This window comes from Amycolatopsis aidingensis (assembly GCF_018885265.1).
Lineage (GTDB): Bacteria > Actinomycetota > Actinomycetes > Mycobacteriales > Pseudonocardiaceae > Amycolatopsis > Amycolatopsis aidingensis.
Genome location: NZ_CP076538.1, coordinates 801098 through 815307, shown reverse-complemented (window position 1 = coordinate 815307; position 14210 = coordinate 801098). Strand labels below are relative to the sequence as shown.

Sequence of the window (14210 nt, the reverse complement as noted above, 5' to 3'; positions counted from 1 at the left end):
TGGTGGGACAGCACCGGGCAGCGCACCGCAGGAGCCGGTACGGCCTGATCCTGGGCTCACTTGGCGTCACCGTGGTGGTCGTACTGGCCGGCTGGGCCGGCGTCATGCTGCTCACCGGAGGCTTCGGCGACCGGTGCGAAGGCCAGGTCACGCTCACCGTCGCCGCGGCGCCCGGCATCGAGCCCGCCGTGGCCGAACTCGCCGGGGAGCAGCCGGAACGGCTGGACGGCCGGTGCGTGCAGGTGGACGTCCAGGCGCACGACTCCTCGACCATGGCCGCCACCCTGGCCACTCCCAACCTGGACCCGGGGGCCGCGGTGTGGATTCCGGAGTCGACCATGCAGGTGCGGCGGGCCGCCGAACGCCGGGAGGGTATCCAGCCACAGAACCCCTCGCTGGCCAGCACCCCGGTGGTGTTCGCCGTCGCCGAGGCCGATGCGGAGGAGATGGGCTGGCCGGGAGCACGCCCGGACTGGTCCGAACTGGTCGATCCGGAGGGCGGCCAGGTCGTTGCCGGCACCACCGACCCAACCTACGATCCCGCGGCCGCGGCGGCCCTGCTCGGGATCCAGGCGGCGGTGCCAGACGCGCCGGCGGCCACCGCCGCGTTGCGCTCGCTTTCCAAGCACCGGGTGGACGACAGCCGCAGGCTGTTCGAGCATCTGCCCGATGGCGAGCTGGAACCGGCGCTGTCCGCGTTCCCCGCATCCGAGCAGCGGGTGCTGCGGCACAACCAGGAACACGAGCGGGGTTCGGCGCTGTCCGTGGTGGCCAGCTACCCCGCCCAGCCGACCCCCTGGCTGGACTTCCCGTTCGTGGTGCTGCCCGGCGCCGAGGAGGCGCAGCGCAGGGCGGCCGACCGGCTGCTGAGCAGGCTGCGCGAGCCCGCGTTCGAGGAGGCGCTCGGCAGGCAGGGGCTGCGGACCGCGGACGGCAGGCTGACCGGCTCCCGCGATGCGGACAACCGGATCGACGCCGCGCCCCGCTCCCCCAGCCCACAGCCGAGCAAGAAGGACACCGGCGCGGCACTGGAGCGGTGGGCGGCCGTGGACGCCAGCGGCAGGGTGCTCACCGTGATCGACGTCTCCGGTTCGATGGCCACCGAGGTACCGGGCACCGGCAGGACCCGGATGCAGGTGACCATCGAGGCGGCCAAGCGGGGCACCGGGCTGTTCAAGCCGAGTACCGAGTACGCCCTGTGGGAGTTCTCGACCAAGCTGGAAGGGGACAGGGACTACCGCCAGGTTGCGCCGTGGAAACCGATGAGCAAGCACGCCGAGGACGGGCTGACCACCAAGCTCGACTCGCTGCTCAGCCAGCCGCAGGGGGCCACCGGGCTGTATGACACCACGCTGGCCGCATACCGGGAGGCCACCGAGTCGTGGAAACCCGGCCGCACCAACGTGGTGATCATCATGACCGACGGCCGGAACGAGGACGACGGCATCACCAGGGAGCAACTGCTCGGCGAGCTGCGGAAGCTGAGCTCGCCGCAGCGGCCGCTGCCGATCGTGTTCATCGGGCTCGGCACCGATGTCGACCCGGCGGAGCTGAACGACATCGCCAAGGCGACCGGCGGGTTCGTCTCGCTGGCCCCGCAGGTCACCGATATCGAGGACATCTTCTTCTCCACCCTGAGCAAGTTGCGCTGCCCCACCGGGGACTGCTAACCGCAAGCTAGTCTGCGCGGGTGACTGAGAACGTTGATCAACCGGCGGAGCTGGCCGGCGCGGCGGCGTCCGTGCTGGCCGAGCGCACCGGTTACGCGAAGCACGATGTCGCGGTGGTACTCGGCTCGGGCTGGCGCCCGGCCGCGGAGGTACTCGGCACCCCGGACGCCGAGGTGAGCCTCGGCGAGCTTCCCGGGTTCGAGCCGCCGAGCGCGGTGGGGCACGGCGGTACCGTGCGCTCGGTTCAGGTCGGGGACAAGCGGGCGCTGGTGCTGCTCGGCCGCACCCATCTGTACGAAGGCAAGGGCGTGACCCCGGTGGTGCACGGCGTGCGTACCGCGGCGGCCTGCGGGGTGCGGACCGTGCTGCTGACCAACGCGGCAGGCGGGCTGCGCGAGGGCTTCCAGGTCGGCCAGCCGGTGCTGGTGGCCGATCACCTGAACATGACCGCCACCTCGCCGATCACCGGCGCGCGGTTCGTGGACCTTGTGGACGCCTACTCCGGCAGGCTGCGGGCGCTGGCACGGGAGATCGACCCCTCGCTGGCCGAGGGGGTGTACGCGGGCCTGCCGGGCCCGCATTTCGAGACGCCCGCCGAGATCCGGATGCTGCGCACGCTGGGCGCCGACCTGGTCGGCATGTCCACCGTGCTGGAGGCGATCGCGGCGCGGGCCGAGGGGCTGGAGGTGTTCGGGCTCTCCCTGGTGACCAACCTGGCCGCGGGCATCACCGGGGAACCGCTCAACCACGAGGAGGTACTCGAGGCGGGCAGGGCAGCCGCCGAGCGGATGGGCAGCCTGCTGCGCGAGCTGGTCGCGCAGTCCTGAACCCGGGCCGGCCCGCGGCCGCGGGCCGGCTCCCGATTCACTGCCGGACCGGTTTGACCGGCGGGATCGGCTCGTCCGATGTGATCGGTACGTCGGTGACCTCCGGGGCGACCTCGGGGGCCAGCCGGATGCCGTTGCCGGGGAACGACTGCTGCTTCATCGCGACCTCTCGAACAAGATGCGGTGGCCGGGGCGGGGCCGCATCGCAGGGGGTGAGTTCGTCTCGCCGGTGAGACGGTGGACGGTTACCTACTCGTCGGTAGTAATCGACGGAAATCAACTTCTCGAACTTCCGCGTTGTGAACAATCGCCCGTTCGGGTACCGAGATGATCACCAGGAGCGATCGTGGCCGGTTTTGTCATCTCCGGCAGGGTGCCGCGCCAGGAAAACCGTGTGCCGGCGCGAAACCACCAGACCAAGACCCCCGTAGGCTGAGCCCGTGACCGCACCGGCGAAACTGACCCCCGACCTGCGCGACCGCGCCTACCGCTGGATCGCCGAGGACGTGGACGAGACGGCGCGGGCGGAGCTACAGGGCGTGCTCGCCAGTGCGATGGGCGGCGAGGCCGCCGCGGTCGGCGAGCTCGCGGACCGGATGTCCGGCCCGCTGCGGTTCGGCACCGCCGGGCTGCGCGGCCCGGTGCGGGCCGGGCCGAACGGGATGAACACGGCGGTGGTCGTGCGCACCACGGCCGGGGTGGCCTCCTGGCTGGCCAAGCAGGGGCACGCGGGCGGGATCGTGGTGCTCGGCAGGGACGCGCGGCACGGTTCGGCCGCCTTCGCCACCGCGGCGGCCGAGGTGCTCGCGGCGGCCGGGTTCGTGGTCCGCACGCTGCCCGCGCCGATCCCCACCCCGGTGCTGGCCTTCGCCGTCGGACAGCTCGGTGCGGTGGCCGGGATCCAGATCACCGCATCGCACAACCCGCCAGCGGACAACGGGTACAAGCTCTACGACCACACCGGGGTGCAGATCGTGCCGCCCGCGGACGGCGAGATCGAGGCCGAGATCGCGGCGGCTCCCGGCGCCAGGAGCGTGCCGAGGTCGCAGGGCGCAACCGAGGCCACGCAGGTGCCGCTGGCCTATCTGGAGCGGGTGGCAGGGCTGCCAGCGGGGCAGGCGCGGGAGCTACGGGTGGTCGCCACCGCGCTGCACGGAGTCGGCGCCGAGACGCTGCGGCAGGCCATGCTGCGCGCCGGGTTCGCCGAACCGGTGCTGGTGGCCCCGCAGGCCGAGCCGGACCCGGACTTTCCCACGGTGTCCTTCCCGAACCCGGAGGAGCCGGGGGCGACCGACCTGCTGCTGGAGCTGGCCGAGCGGGAGGAAGCCGACCTTGCGATCGCACTGGACCCGGATGCCGACCGGTGCGCGCTCGGGGTGCGGGATGGCGGCTCCTGGCGGATGCTGCGCGGGGACGAGGCCGGGGTGCTGCTCGGCGAGTACGTGCTGTCCACAGTGGAGGAACCAGATCCACTGGTGGCCACCACGATCGTCTCCTCGGCCATGCTGGCCGAGATCGCCGCGGCGCACGGCGCCCGGTACGCCGAGACGCTCACCGGGTTCAAGTGGCTGGCGCGGGCGGGGCAGGGCCTGGTGTTCGCCTACGAGGAGGCGCTCGGCCTGTGCGTGAACCCGGGTTTCGTACGGGACAAGGACGGGATCGCGGCGGCCGTGCTGGCCTGCGACCTGGCGGCGACCCTGCGGGCACGCGGCCGCACGATCCCCGGGGCACTGGACGAGCTCGCCGTGCGGCACGGGGTGCACCGCACCGAACAGGTGTCCCTGCGGGTGACCGAGCTCGGCCGGATCGGTGAGCTGATGAGCGGGCTGCGGGCAGACCCGCCGGGCACCCTCGCCGGAACCGGGGTGCGGGCCGAGGACCTGTTGCCGGACGCCGACGTGCTGCGCCTGCGCGGCCCCGGCCTGCGCGTGGTGATCCGCCCCTCCGGCACCGAACCGAAGCTGAAGGCCTACCTCGAGGTGACCGAACCCGTTGCGGACGAAGGCGAGCTGCCCGTGGCCCGCACCCGCGCCGAGGACCGGCTCACCCGCCTGCGCACCGAGATCGAGTCCCTGCTCACCCCCTGACCCACCCGGCGTGTTTGCTCCCCACGCGCACGCGTTGGCCGTCCACGCGCACGCGTTGGCTCCCCACGCGCACTTGCGCGGCAACCGCCACGGCGGCACCCTCGCGGCGTGCCCACCTTGCTGATCGTCCACCACACGCCGTCGCCGAACACGCAGTCCATGTTCGAGGCGGTGATCTCCGGCGCGACCACGGACGAGATCGAGGGCGTCGAGGTGGTCCGCAGGCCCGCGCTCGCCGCCACCGTGCCGGACGCGCTGGAGGCCGACGGCTACCTGCTCGGCACCCCGGCCAACCTCGGCTACATGTCCGGTGCGATGAAGCACTTCCTGGACCAGATCTACTACCCCTGCCTGGACGCCACCCGGGGCAGGCCGTTCGGCTACTACGTGCACGGCGCCAGTGACGTTTCCGGCACCGTGCGCGGCCTCGAGTCGATCACCGGCGGGCTGGGCTGGGAGCAGGGCGCGGCCGCGGTCACCGTGACGGGTGAACCGAGCAAACAGGACCTGGAGAACTGCTGGGAGCTGGGCGCGACCGTGGCCGCACTCCTGATGGGGTAGCCCGCGGATTCAGCGCTGGATTTTTGCCTGCGGGCGGAGAATGCTTGGCCGCGTCAGCGCAGCAGCACCATCGCGGACGGAGTCGTTGTCATGATCGTCACCGCGCACCAGCCGGGGACCCCATCCTGGGTCGACCTCGGCGCACCCGACCCGCAGGCGGCCGCCGAGTTCTACGCCGCCCTGCTCAGCTGGGAGACCAGCGAGCCGGATGCGGCGGCCGGCGGGTACCGGATGGCCACCCTGAAAGGTCACCCGGTCGCCGGGATCGGGCCGCGGCAACAGCCTGACATCCCGCCGTACTGGACCACCTACGTCACCGTCGCCAGCGCCGAGGACACCACCGAACTGGTCCGCAAGGCAGGCGGCCAGGTGCTGGTGGAACCGATGGACGTCATGGATTTCGGCCGGATGGCGGTCTTCGCCGACCCGGCGGGCACCCCCTTCTCGGTCTGGCAGGCCAAGGCACATATCGGCGCGGGCGTTGTGAACGAACCGGGCGCGCTGTGCTGGAACGAGCTGACCACCCGCGACGCCGAGCGCGCGAAGGCCTTCTACCACGAGGTCTTCGGCTGGGAGGCCGAGACGAGGGACATGGACGGGGTGGACTACACCGAGTGGAAGCTGGACGGCCGCACGATCGGCGGCATGATGCCGATGGACGACAGCTGGCCAGCCGACCTGCCCTCGCACTGGATGGTGTACTTCGCCGTCGCGGACACCGACGAGACCGCGGCGAAGGTCACCGAACTCGGCGGCACCGTCTCCGTACCGCCCACCGACATCCCGGTGGGCCGGTTCGCCGTACTGAACGATCCGGGCGGCGCCGTGTTCAGCGTGATCGCCCCGAACGAAGCCTCGTAACCCCCGCGGCCAACATTTTCCCAATTTCCACCGAGGCATTGTCAACATCTCACCGGATCGGTGAGTATCTGGCCGAGCGTCCACGCCGGACTCAGCTGGAGGCACGATGCCGACCTCGTTCGAACACCATCCTGGACACGGCCGGAGGGCATTTCTGCGGATCGCCGCGGTAACGCCGTTGGCGGCCGGTTTCGGCCTGCTCGCCGCCGGTACCGCGCAGGCATACAACTGGACCCGCACGATGCGCACCGGCGACAGCGGAGCTGACGTGCGGGAACTGCAGATCCGGATCGCGGGCTGGGCCGCGGACTCCCCGCGCAAGACCTATGTCGCGGTGGACGGCCAGTTCGGCCCGGCCACGGAGGCCGCGCTGCGCCGGTTCCAGCGCGCCTACGGCCTCGCCGACACCGGCGTTGCCGGTCAGGAGACGCATACCAGGCTGAACGCGCTGGAGGACTCCGACGGCTCCACCACGCACTTCAACTTCTCGGAGTTCCACTCCAACGACGGTTCCGGCTTTTCCGGCGGAAAGGTTGGATCGGGCACCGTCAAGGAGAACGTGCGACGACTGATGTACAAGCTCGAGGCCGTCCGGAAAAAGGTCGGTAACAAGCCGATGACCATCAATTCCGGCTTCCGCTCGATCCGGCACAACTCGAACGTCGGCGGCGCATCGAACAGCCAGCACATGTACGGGATCGCGGCCGACTTCGTCTCCCCAGGGGTTTCCACCCGCACCTTCTACGTGGCCTGCGAGACCTCCGGTTTCTCCGGGCTGGAGCGGTACACGGTGAGCTGGCAGCACGCGGACAGCAGGGTCGAGTACCCCTACGGCGCACAGTCCTGGTGGTGGGAAAGCGGAGTCGTAACCTGAGCGTCGCCCGGCGTGCCTAGGATGCACGCATGTTCACCCGCCGAATCCTGGCCGGGGCGCTCGCACTCGGTCTCGCGGTCGTGGCGGGCTGCTCCTCCGACGAACCAGCGGAGGAGCAGCTCCCGGACGGCCCCACCCTGATCGAAGCCGCGGCCACGGCCATGGCCAGCGTCAACAGCGCGCACTTCGAGATCGAGGTGCAGGGCGACATCCCGGGCCTGAGCGTGCGCGGCCTCGATGGCGACCTGACCAAGGAGGGCGGCCCCTCCGGCGGCGCCAAGGGCACCGGAACGCTGGACCAGGGCGGGCAGCTCGTCGAGGTGGAGTTCGTGCTCGCCGGGGACACGCTCTATCTGAAGGGCCCGACCGGGGACTTCCAGGAGATCCCGGTCCAGCTCAGCTCGGCGGTCTACGACCCGTCCGCGGTGCTCGACCCCGAGCGCGGCATCGCCAAGGTGCTCAGCAGCGTGCAGAATCCCAGCACCGAGGCGCGCGAGGAGGTGGACGGCACCCCCGCCTACAAGGTCACCGGCACGGTGACCAAGGACGTGCTCGGCGAGTTGCTGCCGGGGGTGCCATCGGACGCCGACATCGCCTTCTGGCTGCGGGCCGATGGCGAGCGCCTGCCGGTCAAGGCCACCGCCACCTTCGGCGATGGCCAGTCGGTGGACGTGCGGCTGTCCGATGTGAACAAGCCCGTCACGGTGAACCCGCCGGAATGATCTCCACGCAGGTCGGCCGCTCCGGCAAGGGCGCGGCCATCGGCGCGGGCGGCCTCGCCGTGCTGCTCGGCGCGCTGGACACCTACGTGGTGATCGGCCTGCTCCGGCAGATCATCGACGACCTGCGCATCCCGGTGAACCGGCTGGAGCAGATCACCCCGATCGTCACCGGGTACCTGCTCGGCTACGTGGCCGCGATGCCGCTGCTGGGGCAGGCCTCGGACCGGTTCGGGCGCAAACGCTTGCTCCAGGTCTGCCTCGCCGGTTTCCTGGCCGGTTCCGCGCTCACCGCAGTGGCCGGAACGGTGCCGGTACTGGTCGCGGGCCGGGTGATCCAGGGCATCGCCAGCGGGGCACTGCTCCCGGTGACCATGGCGCTGGTCGCCGACCTGTGGGCGGAACGCAGGCGGGCGGCCGTGCTCGGCGCGGTCGGCGCGGCGCAGGAGCTCGGCAGCGTGCTCGGCCCGCTCTACGGCATCGCGCTCGCCGCCGCGGCCGGCTGGCGCGGGGTGTTCTGGGTGAACGTGCCACTGGCCGTCCTGGCCATGATCGCGGTGCACTTCGCCCTTCCCGGCAGGCAACGCGATCCCGGCGAGCGGGCCAAAGTGGACGTCACCGGCGGAGCGCTGCTGGCGGTCACGCTCGGGCTGCTGGTGATCGGCCTGTACAGCCCGGACCCGCGCGAGCAGGCGCTGCCCAGCTGGGGAGTACCGTTCCTGGTCGCCGCGGGCGTCGCGCTGGTGGCGTTCTGTGCCTGGGAGGCCAGGGCCCGCACCCGGCTGATCGACACCGCGGGGGTACGGCTGCGCCCGTTCCTCGCCGCGCTCGGCACCAGCGTCGCTGCCGGGGCCGCGCTGATGGTGACGCTGGTGGACGTGGACCTGTTCGCGCAGACCCTGCTGGGCAGGGACGACCAGGGCGCCATCCTGCTGCTGTTGCGGTTCCTGGTCGCGCTGCCGGCCGGGGCGCTGCTCGGCGGTGCGCTGGCGGGCCGGATCGGGGAACGCTGGGTGGCCGTGACCGGCATGCTGCTCGCGGCGGGCGGTTACCTGCTGATCTCCGGCTGGCCGATGGACGTACTCGCCGCAAGGCACACCCTGGGCCCGGTTTCGCTGCCCCGGCTGGACGTCGACCTGGCGGTAGTCGGCCTCGGGCTGGGCCTGGTGATCGCCCCGCTCTCGGCCGCGGTACTGCGGGTGGTGCCCGCGGCGCAGCACGGGGTCGCCTCGGCCGGGGTGGTGGTGGCCAGGATGACCGGGATGCTGGTCGGCGTGGCGGCGCTGTCGGCCTGGGGCCTGCATCGCTTCCACGAGATGACCGCCACGCTGGACGCCCCGATCCGGGTGCTGTTCCCCACCGAGGCGGCCTACCAGCAGGCACTGACCGAGTACACCGGCGCGGTGCGGGAGGCGCTGCTGAGCCAGTACAGCGGAATCTTCCTGGTCACCGCGGTGATCTGCGCGGCGGGCGCCCTGCTCGCCCTGCTCATCGGCTCCGGGCGCGGCCGATAAACTCGGGCGGGTAACACACCGCGACGTGAGGACGACCGTGCCCGAGTACCTGCCGACCGCGCCCTACCGGGGCACCCGTGACTTCCTGCCGGCGGAGATGTCCGTCCGGACCCAGGTCTTCGGCACGCTGTACGAGGTCCTCGAGCGGCATGGTTTCCTGCGCTACGACGGGCCGCTGCTGGAGCCCGCCGAGATCTACGAGGCCAAGTCCGGTGAGGAGATCGCCAACCAGCAGCTCTACACCCTGACCGACCGGGGCGGGCGGCGGCTGGCGCTGCGGCCGGAGATGACACCCACGGTCGCGCGGATCATCGCGGGCAACGCCGGTTCGCTGCAGTTCCCGGTGCGCTGGTACAGCCACCCGAACTGCCACCGCTACGAGCGGCCGCAGCGTGGAAGGGTGCGCGAGCACTGGCAGATCAACGCGGACATCTTCGGCTCGGACAGCGCGAACTGCGAGATCGAGATCTTCGAGCTGATCCACGGGATGCTGACCGCGCTCGGCGCGACCGAGGACATGTTCCTGGTGCGGGCGAACGACCGGCAGCTGCTCACCGCCGCGCTGAGCGAGGTGGTGGGGGTCACCGGGGAGCAGCTGGGGCCGGTGTTCTCGCTGGTGGACCGCTGGGAGAAGTACGAGGCGGACAAGCTGGCCGCGGACGCCGCGGAGATCGGGCTGAGCGATAAGCAGTTCGCCCGGCTCGGCGAGGTACTCGGCGCGGGCACGGCGCTGCTGGACGAGCTGCCTGCCGAGGTCAAGGAAGCCTCGCACCTGGTGCGGGTGCTGAAAAGCGGGTCGGCCGGGCTGGTCCGGTTCGACCCGCTGATCGTGCGCGGGCTGGCCTACTACACCTCCACCGTGTTCGAGGTGTTCGACACCTCCCCGGAGAACAACCGGGCGCTGTTCGGCGGCGGCCGGTACAGCGACCTCGCCGGGCTGTTCACCGCGCAGCAGATCCCCGGGATCGGGTTCGGCATGGGCGATGTGACCCTGATGGACTTCCTTGCCACGCACGGTCTGGCCCCGCGGCCGCGCAGCGAGGTGGACGTGGTGGCCGTCCCGGTGACCGAGGACCTCTACGACGCCGCGCGCACGGTGGTGGCCCGGCTGCGGGCCGCCGGGTTGCGGGCGTCGGTCCCGCTGGAGCTGCGCAAGCTGGGCAAGGAACTGTCCAGGGCGGACAAGGCGGGTGCGCGGGCCGTGGTGATCGTCGGCCAGGAGGACTGGGACGCGGGCCACGTCACCGTGCGCAGCCTGGCCACCCGCGAGCAGCGGCAGGTCGCGCTGGACGCCACGCCTGCCGCCGTCACCGAACTACTCAGCGACTGAGCAGCTTCATCCCCTCCTCGGGGTAGCGCTGCCCGGCCACGGCGTCCGCGGGCACCGCGGCCTCGATGTCCTTGATGTCCTGTTCGGACAGTTCAAGTTGCGCGGCGGCCACGTTCTCATCCAGGTACTTGCGCCGCTTGGTACCCGGAATCGGCACCACATCCTCGCCCCGGTGCTGCACCCAGGCCAGCGCCAGCTGCCCCGCCGTCACCCCCTTACGCTCGGCCAGCTCCCGCAACGCCCGCACCATCTCCAGGTTCCGTTCGAAGTTCCCCTCGGCAAGGCGGGGCTGGCCGCTGCGCCGGTAGTCGCCCGCGTCGAGGTCCGCCTTCGAGGTAATCGAACCGGTCAGGAAACCGCGTCCGAGCGGGGAGTACGGCACGATGCCGATGCCCAGCTCGCGGCAGGTGGGCACCACCTCGTCCTCGATGTCCCTTGACCACAGCGACCATTCGGTCTGCACCGCGGAGATCGGGTGCACCGCATGCGCCCGCCGGATGGTCTCGGCCCCGGCCTCGGACAGCCCGAGGTAGCGCACCTTGCCCTGCTTGACCAGCGCGGCCATTGCCTGCACGGTCTCCTCGATCGGCACCTCCGGATCGACCCGGTGCTGGTAGTACAGGTCGATGTGGTCCACGCCAAGCCTGCGCAGGGACGCCTCCGCGGCCTGCCCGACGTACTCGGGGTCGCCCCGGACCCCGCGCTTGTCCTGGTCCGCCTCGTCCCGGACGATCCCGAACTTGCTGGCCAGCACCACGCGGTCCCTGCGGTCGGCGATGGCGCGGCCGAGCAGTTCCTCGTTACGCCCGTAGCCGTACATATCGGCGGTGTCCAGCAGGGTGATCCCGAGCTCGAGGGCACGATGCACGGTGGCGATCGACTCGGTGTCGTCGCCGGTGCCGTAGAACTCGCTCATCCCCATGCAGCCGAGCCCCTGCGCGCCGACCTCGAGCTCGCCGAGCCTCCTGCCGGCAAGTGTCTGCTCAGTCATCCATTCCTCTCCCCTGTTCTCAGTGCCTGTTCTCAGTTACCGACGTTGCGGGCCAGATGCTCGGGGTAGCGCTCACCCGCGATCGCGCTCACCGGAACGGCACCCTCGATCTCCGCGATGTCCTGTTCGGACAGTTCAAGTTGCGCGGCGGCCACGTTCTCATCCAGGTACTTGCGCCGCTTCGTTCCCGGAATCGGCACCACATCCTCGCCCCGGTGCTGCACCCAGGCCAGCGCCAGCTGCCCCGCCGTCACCCCCTTACGCTCGGCCAGCTCCCGCAACGCCCGCACCATCTCCAGGTTCCGCTCGAAGTTCCCCTCGGCGAACCGGGGCAGGCCGCGGCGCATGTCATCCGCGCCGAACTGCTCCGTGGAGTCGATCGCCCCGGTCAGGAAACCGCGCCCGAGCGGGGAGAACGGCACGATGCCGATGCCCAGCTCGCGGCAGGTGGGCACCACCTCGTCCTCGATGCCGCGGGTCCACAACGACCACTCGCTCTGCACCGCGGAGATCGGGTGCACCGCATGCGCCCGCCGGATGGTCTCGGCCCCGGCCTCGGACAGCCCGACATAGCGGACCTTGCCCTCGCTGACCAGTTCGGCGAGGGCGCCGAAGGTCTCCTCCACCGGCACGTCCGGATCGACCCGGTGCTGGTAGTACAGGTCGATGTGGTCCACGCCCAGCCTGCGCAGCGACTCCTCGCAGCACTGCCGCACGTAGGCCGCGTCCCCGCGGGCGAACTGGCCGCGTTCTTCCGAGAAGATGATGCCGAACTTGGTGGCCAGCACGATGTCCTCCCGCCGCACCGCGCCCTGCCGGAACGCGCAGCCGAGCAGTTCCTCGTTGGCCCCGCTGCCGTAGACGTTGGCGGTGTCCAGCAGGGTCACCCCGAGTTCGACGGCCCGGTGCAGGGTGGCGATCGACTCGGTGTCATCAACCTCGCCGTATGCCTGGCTCATCCCCATGCAGCCGAGCCCCTGCGCGCTGACCGTCAGCTCCCCGAGTTCACGTGTCGGCAGGCTCACGCCGGTACCCCCCGCGTCTCCGCTTCCTGCGCGGCCACATCAGCCATCGCGCATTCGATCTGCTCGTAGTTGCTGATCTTGTAGTCGAGCACCTCCATGCAGGCCTGCAGCTCGGCGATGCGTGCGGCCACCGCACTGCGCTGTTCGACCAGGATCGCCTTACGGCGGCCCGCGCTGGCGGTCCCGTGCTTACGCAGCGAGGCGTACTCCCGCATGCGCCGGATGGGCATGCCGGTGGTGCGCAGTTTGGTCAGGAACTCCAGCCAGGTGAGGTCGGTGTCGGAGTAGGCGCGCCTGCCCGCCGCGTCCCTGGCAGGCGGCTCCAGCAGGTTGATGCGCTCGTAGTACCGGAGGGTGTCGATCGACAGTCCACTACGTCGCGCGGCTTCCGCTATCGAGTAGCTCATGTCGGCGACAGTACGACCTGGAGTGCGCTCCAGGTCAAATCCTGCCCGGCGCACCTCACCCGGTTTGGTAACAACGTTGCGATATCGTCCCGGTATGCCCCGCCCGAAGACACACGATGAGACCCTGCGGCTGCGGTTGCTCGACCGCGCGGGCGAGCTGCTGTCCACGGAGGGTCCCAAGGCGCTGAGCCTGCGCAAGCTGGCCGCCGAGGTGGACACCTCCACCACGGCGGTGTACTCCCTGTTCGGCAGCAAGCCGGACCTGGTCAACGCGCTGTTCGTGGAGGGGTTCCGTCGGTTCGGTGCCCGGATGTCCGCGGTCGAGCCTTCCGGCGACACCGTGACGGACATGGTGCGGCTGGGGCTGGCCTACCGGGAGAGCGCGCTGGCCGACCCGCACCTGTACTCGATCATGTTCACCACGGCGGTGCCAGGGTTCGAGCCCAACCGGGAGGCCAGCGAGCTCGCCTCCGCCACCCTCGAACCGCTGCTGGCCACCGTGCGCGCCGGGGTCGAGGCCGGGGTGCTGCGGGACGAGCCGCCCGAGATCATCGCGGTGAGCTGCTGGGGGCTGGTGCACGGCCTGGTTTCGCTCGAGCTGAACGGCAACATCCCGGAACAGGCCGGGCTGGACGTCGGCGAGGCATACGAAACCGCACTCCGCGCCAACGCCGATGGCTGGTGCCGGTAGCTCAGACGGCGCCGTACTGCCGGTCCCCGGCGTCGCCGAGGCCGGGCACGATGAACCCGGAGTCGTTCAACCGCTCGTCCACACTCGCCGTGACCACCCGGACGGGCAGCCCGGACCCGCGTAGCCGCTGCACGCCCTCCGGCGCGGCCAACGTGCAGATCGCGGTGACGTCGGTGGCGCCACGCTCGGTGAGCAGCCGGATCGTGTACTCCATCGACCCGCCGGTTGCCAGCATCGGGTCCAGCACGAAAACCGGCTGCTCGGCGAGGCTGTCCGGCAGCGAGACCATGTACGGCGTGGGTTGCAGGGTCTCCTCGTCCCTGGCAAGGCCGACGAAACCCATCCTGGCGTCCGGGATCAGCTTCTGCGCCTCGTCGGCCATCCCCAGCCCGGCGCGCAATACCGGCACCAGCAACGGCGGGTTCGCCAGCCGGTAGCCATCGGTCCTGGCCACCGGGGTGTGGATCCGCTCGCTGGTCACCGGCGCCTCGCGCAGGGCCTCGTAGATCAGCATCATGGTCAGCTCGTGCAGCGCGGCGCGGAAGTTCGCGCTGTCGGTGCGAGCGTCACGCATGGTGGAGAGCCTGGCCTTGGCCAGCGGGTGATCGACCACGAGCACGTCCATGACGGGACACCGTAGCAACGACCACTCG

At 70.9% G+C, this 14210-nt stretch carries 15 protein-coding genes; 10 read left to right on the top strand and 5 right to left on the bottom strand.

Annotated elements, in window-relative coordinates; genetic code table 11:
• Nucleotides 1–2: 2 nt before the first annotated feature.
• Both KOI47_RS03985 and KOI47_RS03980 read left to right on the top strand, forming a co-directional pair.
• Nucleotides 3–1670 (top strand): substrate-binding domain-containing protein, encoded by a 1668-nt coding sequence (locus KOI47_RS03985; protein ID WP_216214074.1) that lies wholly within the window; start codon nucleotides 3–5, stop codon nucleotides 1668–1670.
• Between the two features lie 20 nt (nucleotides 1671–1690).
• The gene (locus KOI47_RS03980; RefSeq protein WP_216214072.1) at nucleotides 1691–2497 is read left to right on the top strand and encodes a purine-nucleoside phosphorylase; all 807 of its coding nucleotides are present in this window, start codon (nucleotides 1691–1693) and stop codon (nucleotides 2495–2497) included.
• A 37-nt stretch (nucleotides 2498–2534) separates the two neighbouring features.
• On the opposite strand, the gene KOI47_RS36105 is transcribed toward KOI47_RS03980, so the two are convergent.
• Entirely contained in the window at nucleotides 2535–2657 is a 123-nt protein-coding gene (locus KOI47_RS36105) for a hypothetical protein (protein WP_269756692.1), read from the bottom strand.
• Nucleotides 2658–2955: 298 nt separating this feature from the next.
• Between KOI47_RS36105 and KOI47_RS03975 the strand changes: the two genes are divergently transcribed.
• From KOI47_RS03975 to hisS, 7 genes are all read left to right on the top strand, one after another.
• Nucleotides 2956–4584: a phospho-sugar mutase gene (locus KOI47_RS03975; protein WP_216217069.1), complete on the top strand. Its 1629-nt coding sequence runs from the start codon at nucleotides 2956–2958 to the stop codon at nucleotides 4582–4584.
• A 108-nt stretch (nucleotides 4585–4692) separates the two neighbouring features.
• Nucleotides 4693–5145: a flavodoxin family protein gene (locus tag KOI47_RS03970; protein WP_216214070.1), complete on the top strand. Its 453-nt coding sequence runs from the start codon at nucleotides 4693–4695 to the stop codon at nucleotides 5143–5145.
• A gap of 90 nt (nucleotides 5146–5235) precedes the next feature.
• A complete protein-coding gene (locus KOI47_RS03965; RefSeq protein WP_216214068.1) occupies nucleotides 5236–6006 on the top strand; it encodes a VOC family protein in 771 nt (256 codons plus the stop codon).
• A gap of 106 nt (nucleotides 6007–6112) precedes the next feature.
• On the top strand, nucleotides 6113–6880 hold the full coding sequence (locus tag KOI47_RS03960; RefSeq protein ID WP_216214066.1) for a D-Ala-D-Ala carboxypeptidase family metallohydrolase: 768 nt from the start codon (nucleotides 6113–6115) through the stop codon (nucleotides 6878–6880).
• 29 nt (nucleotides 6881–6909) lie between these two features.
• Entirely contained in the window at nucleotides 6910–7602 is a 693-nt protein-coding gene (locus tag KOI47_RS03955) for an LppX_LprAFG lipoprotein (RefSeq protein ID WP_216214064.1), read from the top strand.
• A complete protein-coding gene (locus KOI47_RS03950; RefSeq protein WP_216214062.1) occupies nucleotides 7599–9113 on the top strand; it encodes an MFS transporter in 1515 nt (504 codons plus the stop codon). The genes KOI47_RS03955 and KOI47_RS03950 overlap by 4 nt, the downstream gene beginning before the upstream one ends.
• Before the next feature lie 37 nt (nucleotides 9114–9150).
• Entirely contained in the window at nucleotides 9151–10443 is a 1293-nt protein-coding gene (gene hisS, locus KOI47_RS03945) for a histidine--tRNA ligase (RefSeq protein ID WP_216217068.1), read from the top strand.
• Here the strand turns inward: hisS and KOI47_RS03940 are convergent.
• Genes KOI47_RS03940 through KOI47_RS03930 form a run of 3 tightly spaced genes read right to left on the bottom strand, consistent with a single transcriptional unit; the run spans nucleotide 10433 to nucleotide 12866 of the window.
• Entirely contained in the window at nucleotides 10433–11434 is a 1002-nt protein-coding gene (locus KOI47_RS03940; protein WP_216214060.1) for an aldo/keto reductase, read from the bottom strand. The two genes, hisS and KOI47_RS03940, sit on opposite strands and share 11 nt — an antisense overlap.
• Before the next feature lie 32 nt (nucleotides 11435–11466).
• Nucleotides 11467–12399, bottom strand: coding sequence for an aldo/keto reductase (locus tag KOI47_RS03935; RefSeq protein WP_216217067.1), 933 nt, complete (start codon nucleotides 12397–12399; stop codon nucleotides 11467–11469).
• 56 nt (nucleotides 12400–12455) lie between these two features.
• Nucleotides 12456–12866: a MerR family transcriptional regulator gene (locus KOI47_RS03930; RefSeq protein WP_216214059.1), complete on the bottom strand. Its 411-nt coding sequence runs from the start codon at nucleotides 12864–12866 to the stop codon at nucleotides 12456–12458.
• A gap of 94 nt (nucleotides 12867–12960) precedes the next feature.
• Between KOI47_RS03930 and KOI47_RS03925 the strand changes: the two genes are divergently transcribed.
• The gene (locus KOI47_RS03925; protein WP_216214058.1) at nucleotides 12961–13557 is read left to right on the top strand and encodes a TetR/AcrR family transcriptional regulator; all 597 of its coding nucleotides are present in this window, start codon (nucleotides 12961–12963) and stop codon (nucleotides 13555–13557) included.
• A gap of 1 nt (nucleotide 13558) precedes the next feature.
• On the opposite strand, the gene upp is transcribed toward KOI47_RS03925, so the two are convergent.
• Nucleotides 13559–14182, bottom strand: coding sequence for a uracil phosphoribosyltransferase (gene upp / locus KOI47_RS03920; protein WP_216214057.1), 624 nt, complete (start codon nucleotides 14180–14182; stop codon nucleotides 13559–13561).
• Nucleotides 14183–14210 lie beyond the last annotated feature (28 nt).

Excerpts from the sequence above, each read along its gene's own strand:
- KOI47_RS03955 (WP_216214064.1), top strand. The coding sequence starts at position 6,910 with ATGTTCACCCGCCGAATCCTGGCCGGGGCGCTCGCACTCGGTCTCGCG.
- KOI47_RS03925 (WP_216214058.1), top strand. The coding sequence starts at position 12,961 with ATGCCCCGCCCGAAGACACACGATGAGACCCTGCGGCTGCGGTTGCTC.
- KOI47_RS03935 (WP_216217067.1), bottom strand. The coding sequence starts at position 12,399 with ATGGGGATGAGCCAGGCATACGGCGAGGTTGATGACACCGAGTCGATC.
- KOI47_RS36105 (WP_269756692.1), bottom strand. The coding sequence starts at position 2,657 with ATGAAGCAGCAGTCGTTCCCCGGCAACGGCATCCGGCTGGCCCCCGAG.
- KOI47_RS03960 (WP_216214066.1), top strand. The coding sequence starts at position 6,113 with ATGCCGACCTCGTTCGAACACCATCCTGGACACGGCCGGAGGGCATTT.
- KOI47_RS03950 (WP_216214062.1), top strand. The coding sequence starts at position 7,599 with ATGATCTCCACGCAGGTCGGCCGCTCCGGCAAGGGCGCGGCCATCGGC.
- KOI47_RS03940 (WP_216214060.1), bottom strand. The coding sequence starts at position 11,434 with ATGACTGAGCAGACACTTGCCGGCAGGAGGCTCGGCGAGCTCGAGGTC.
- upp (WP_216214057.1), bottom strand. The coding sequence starts at position 14,182 with ATGGACGTGCTCGTGGTCGATCACCCGCTGGCCAAGGCCAGGCTCTCC.
- KOI47_RS03965 (WP_216214068.1), top strand. The coding sequence starts at position 5,236 with ATGATCGTCACCGCGCACCAGCCGGGGACCCCATCCTGGGTCGACCTC.
- KOI47_RS03930 (WP_216214059.1), bottom strand. The coding sequence starts at position 12,866 with ATGAGCTACTCGATAGCGGAAGCCGCGCGACGTAGTGGACTGTCGATC.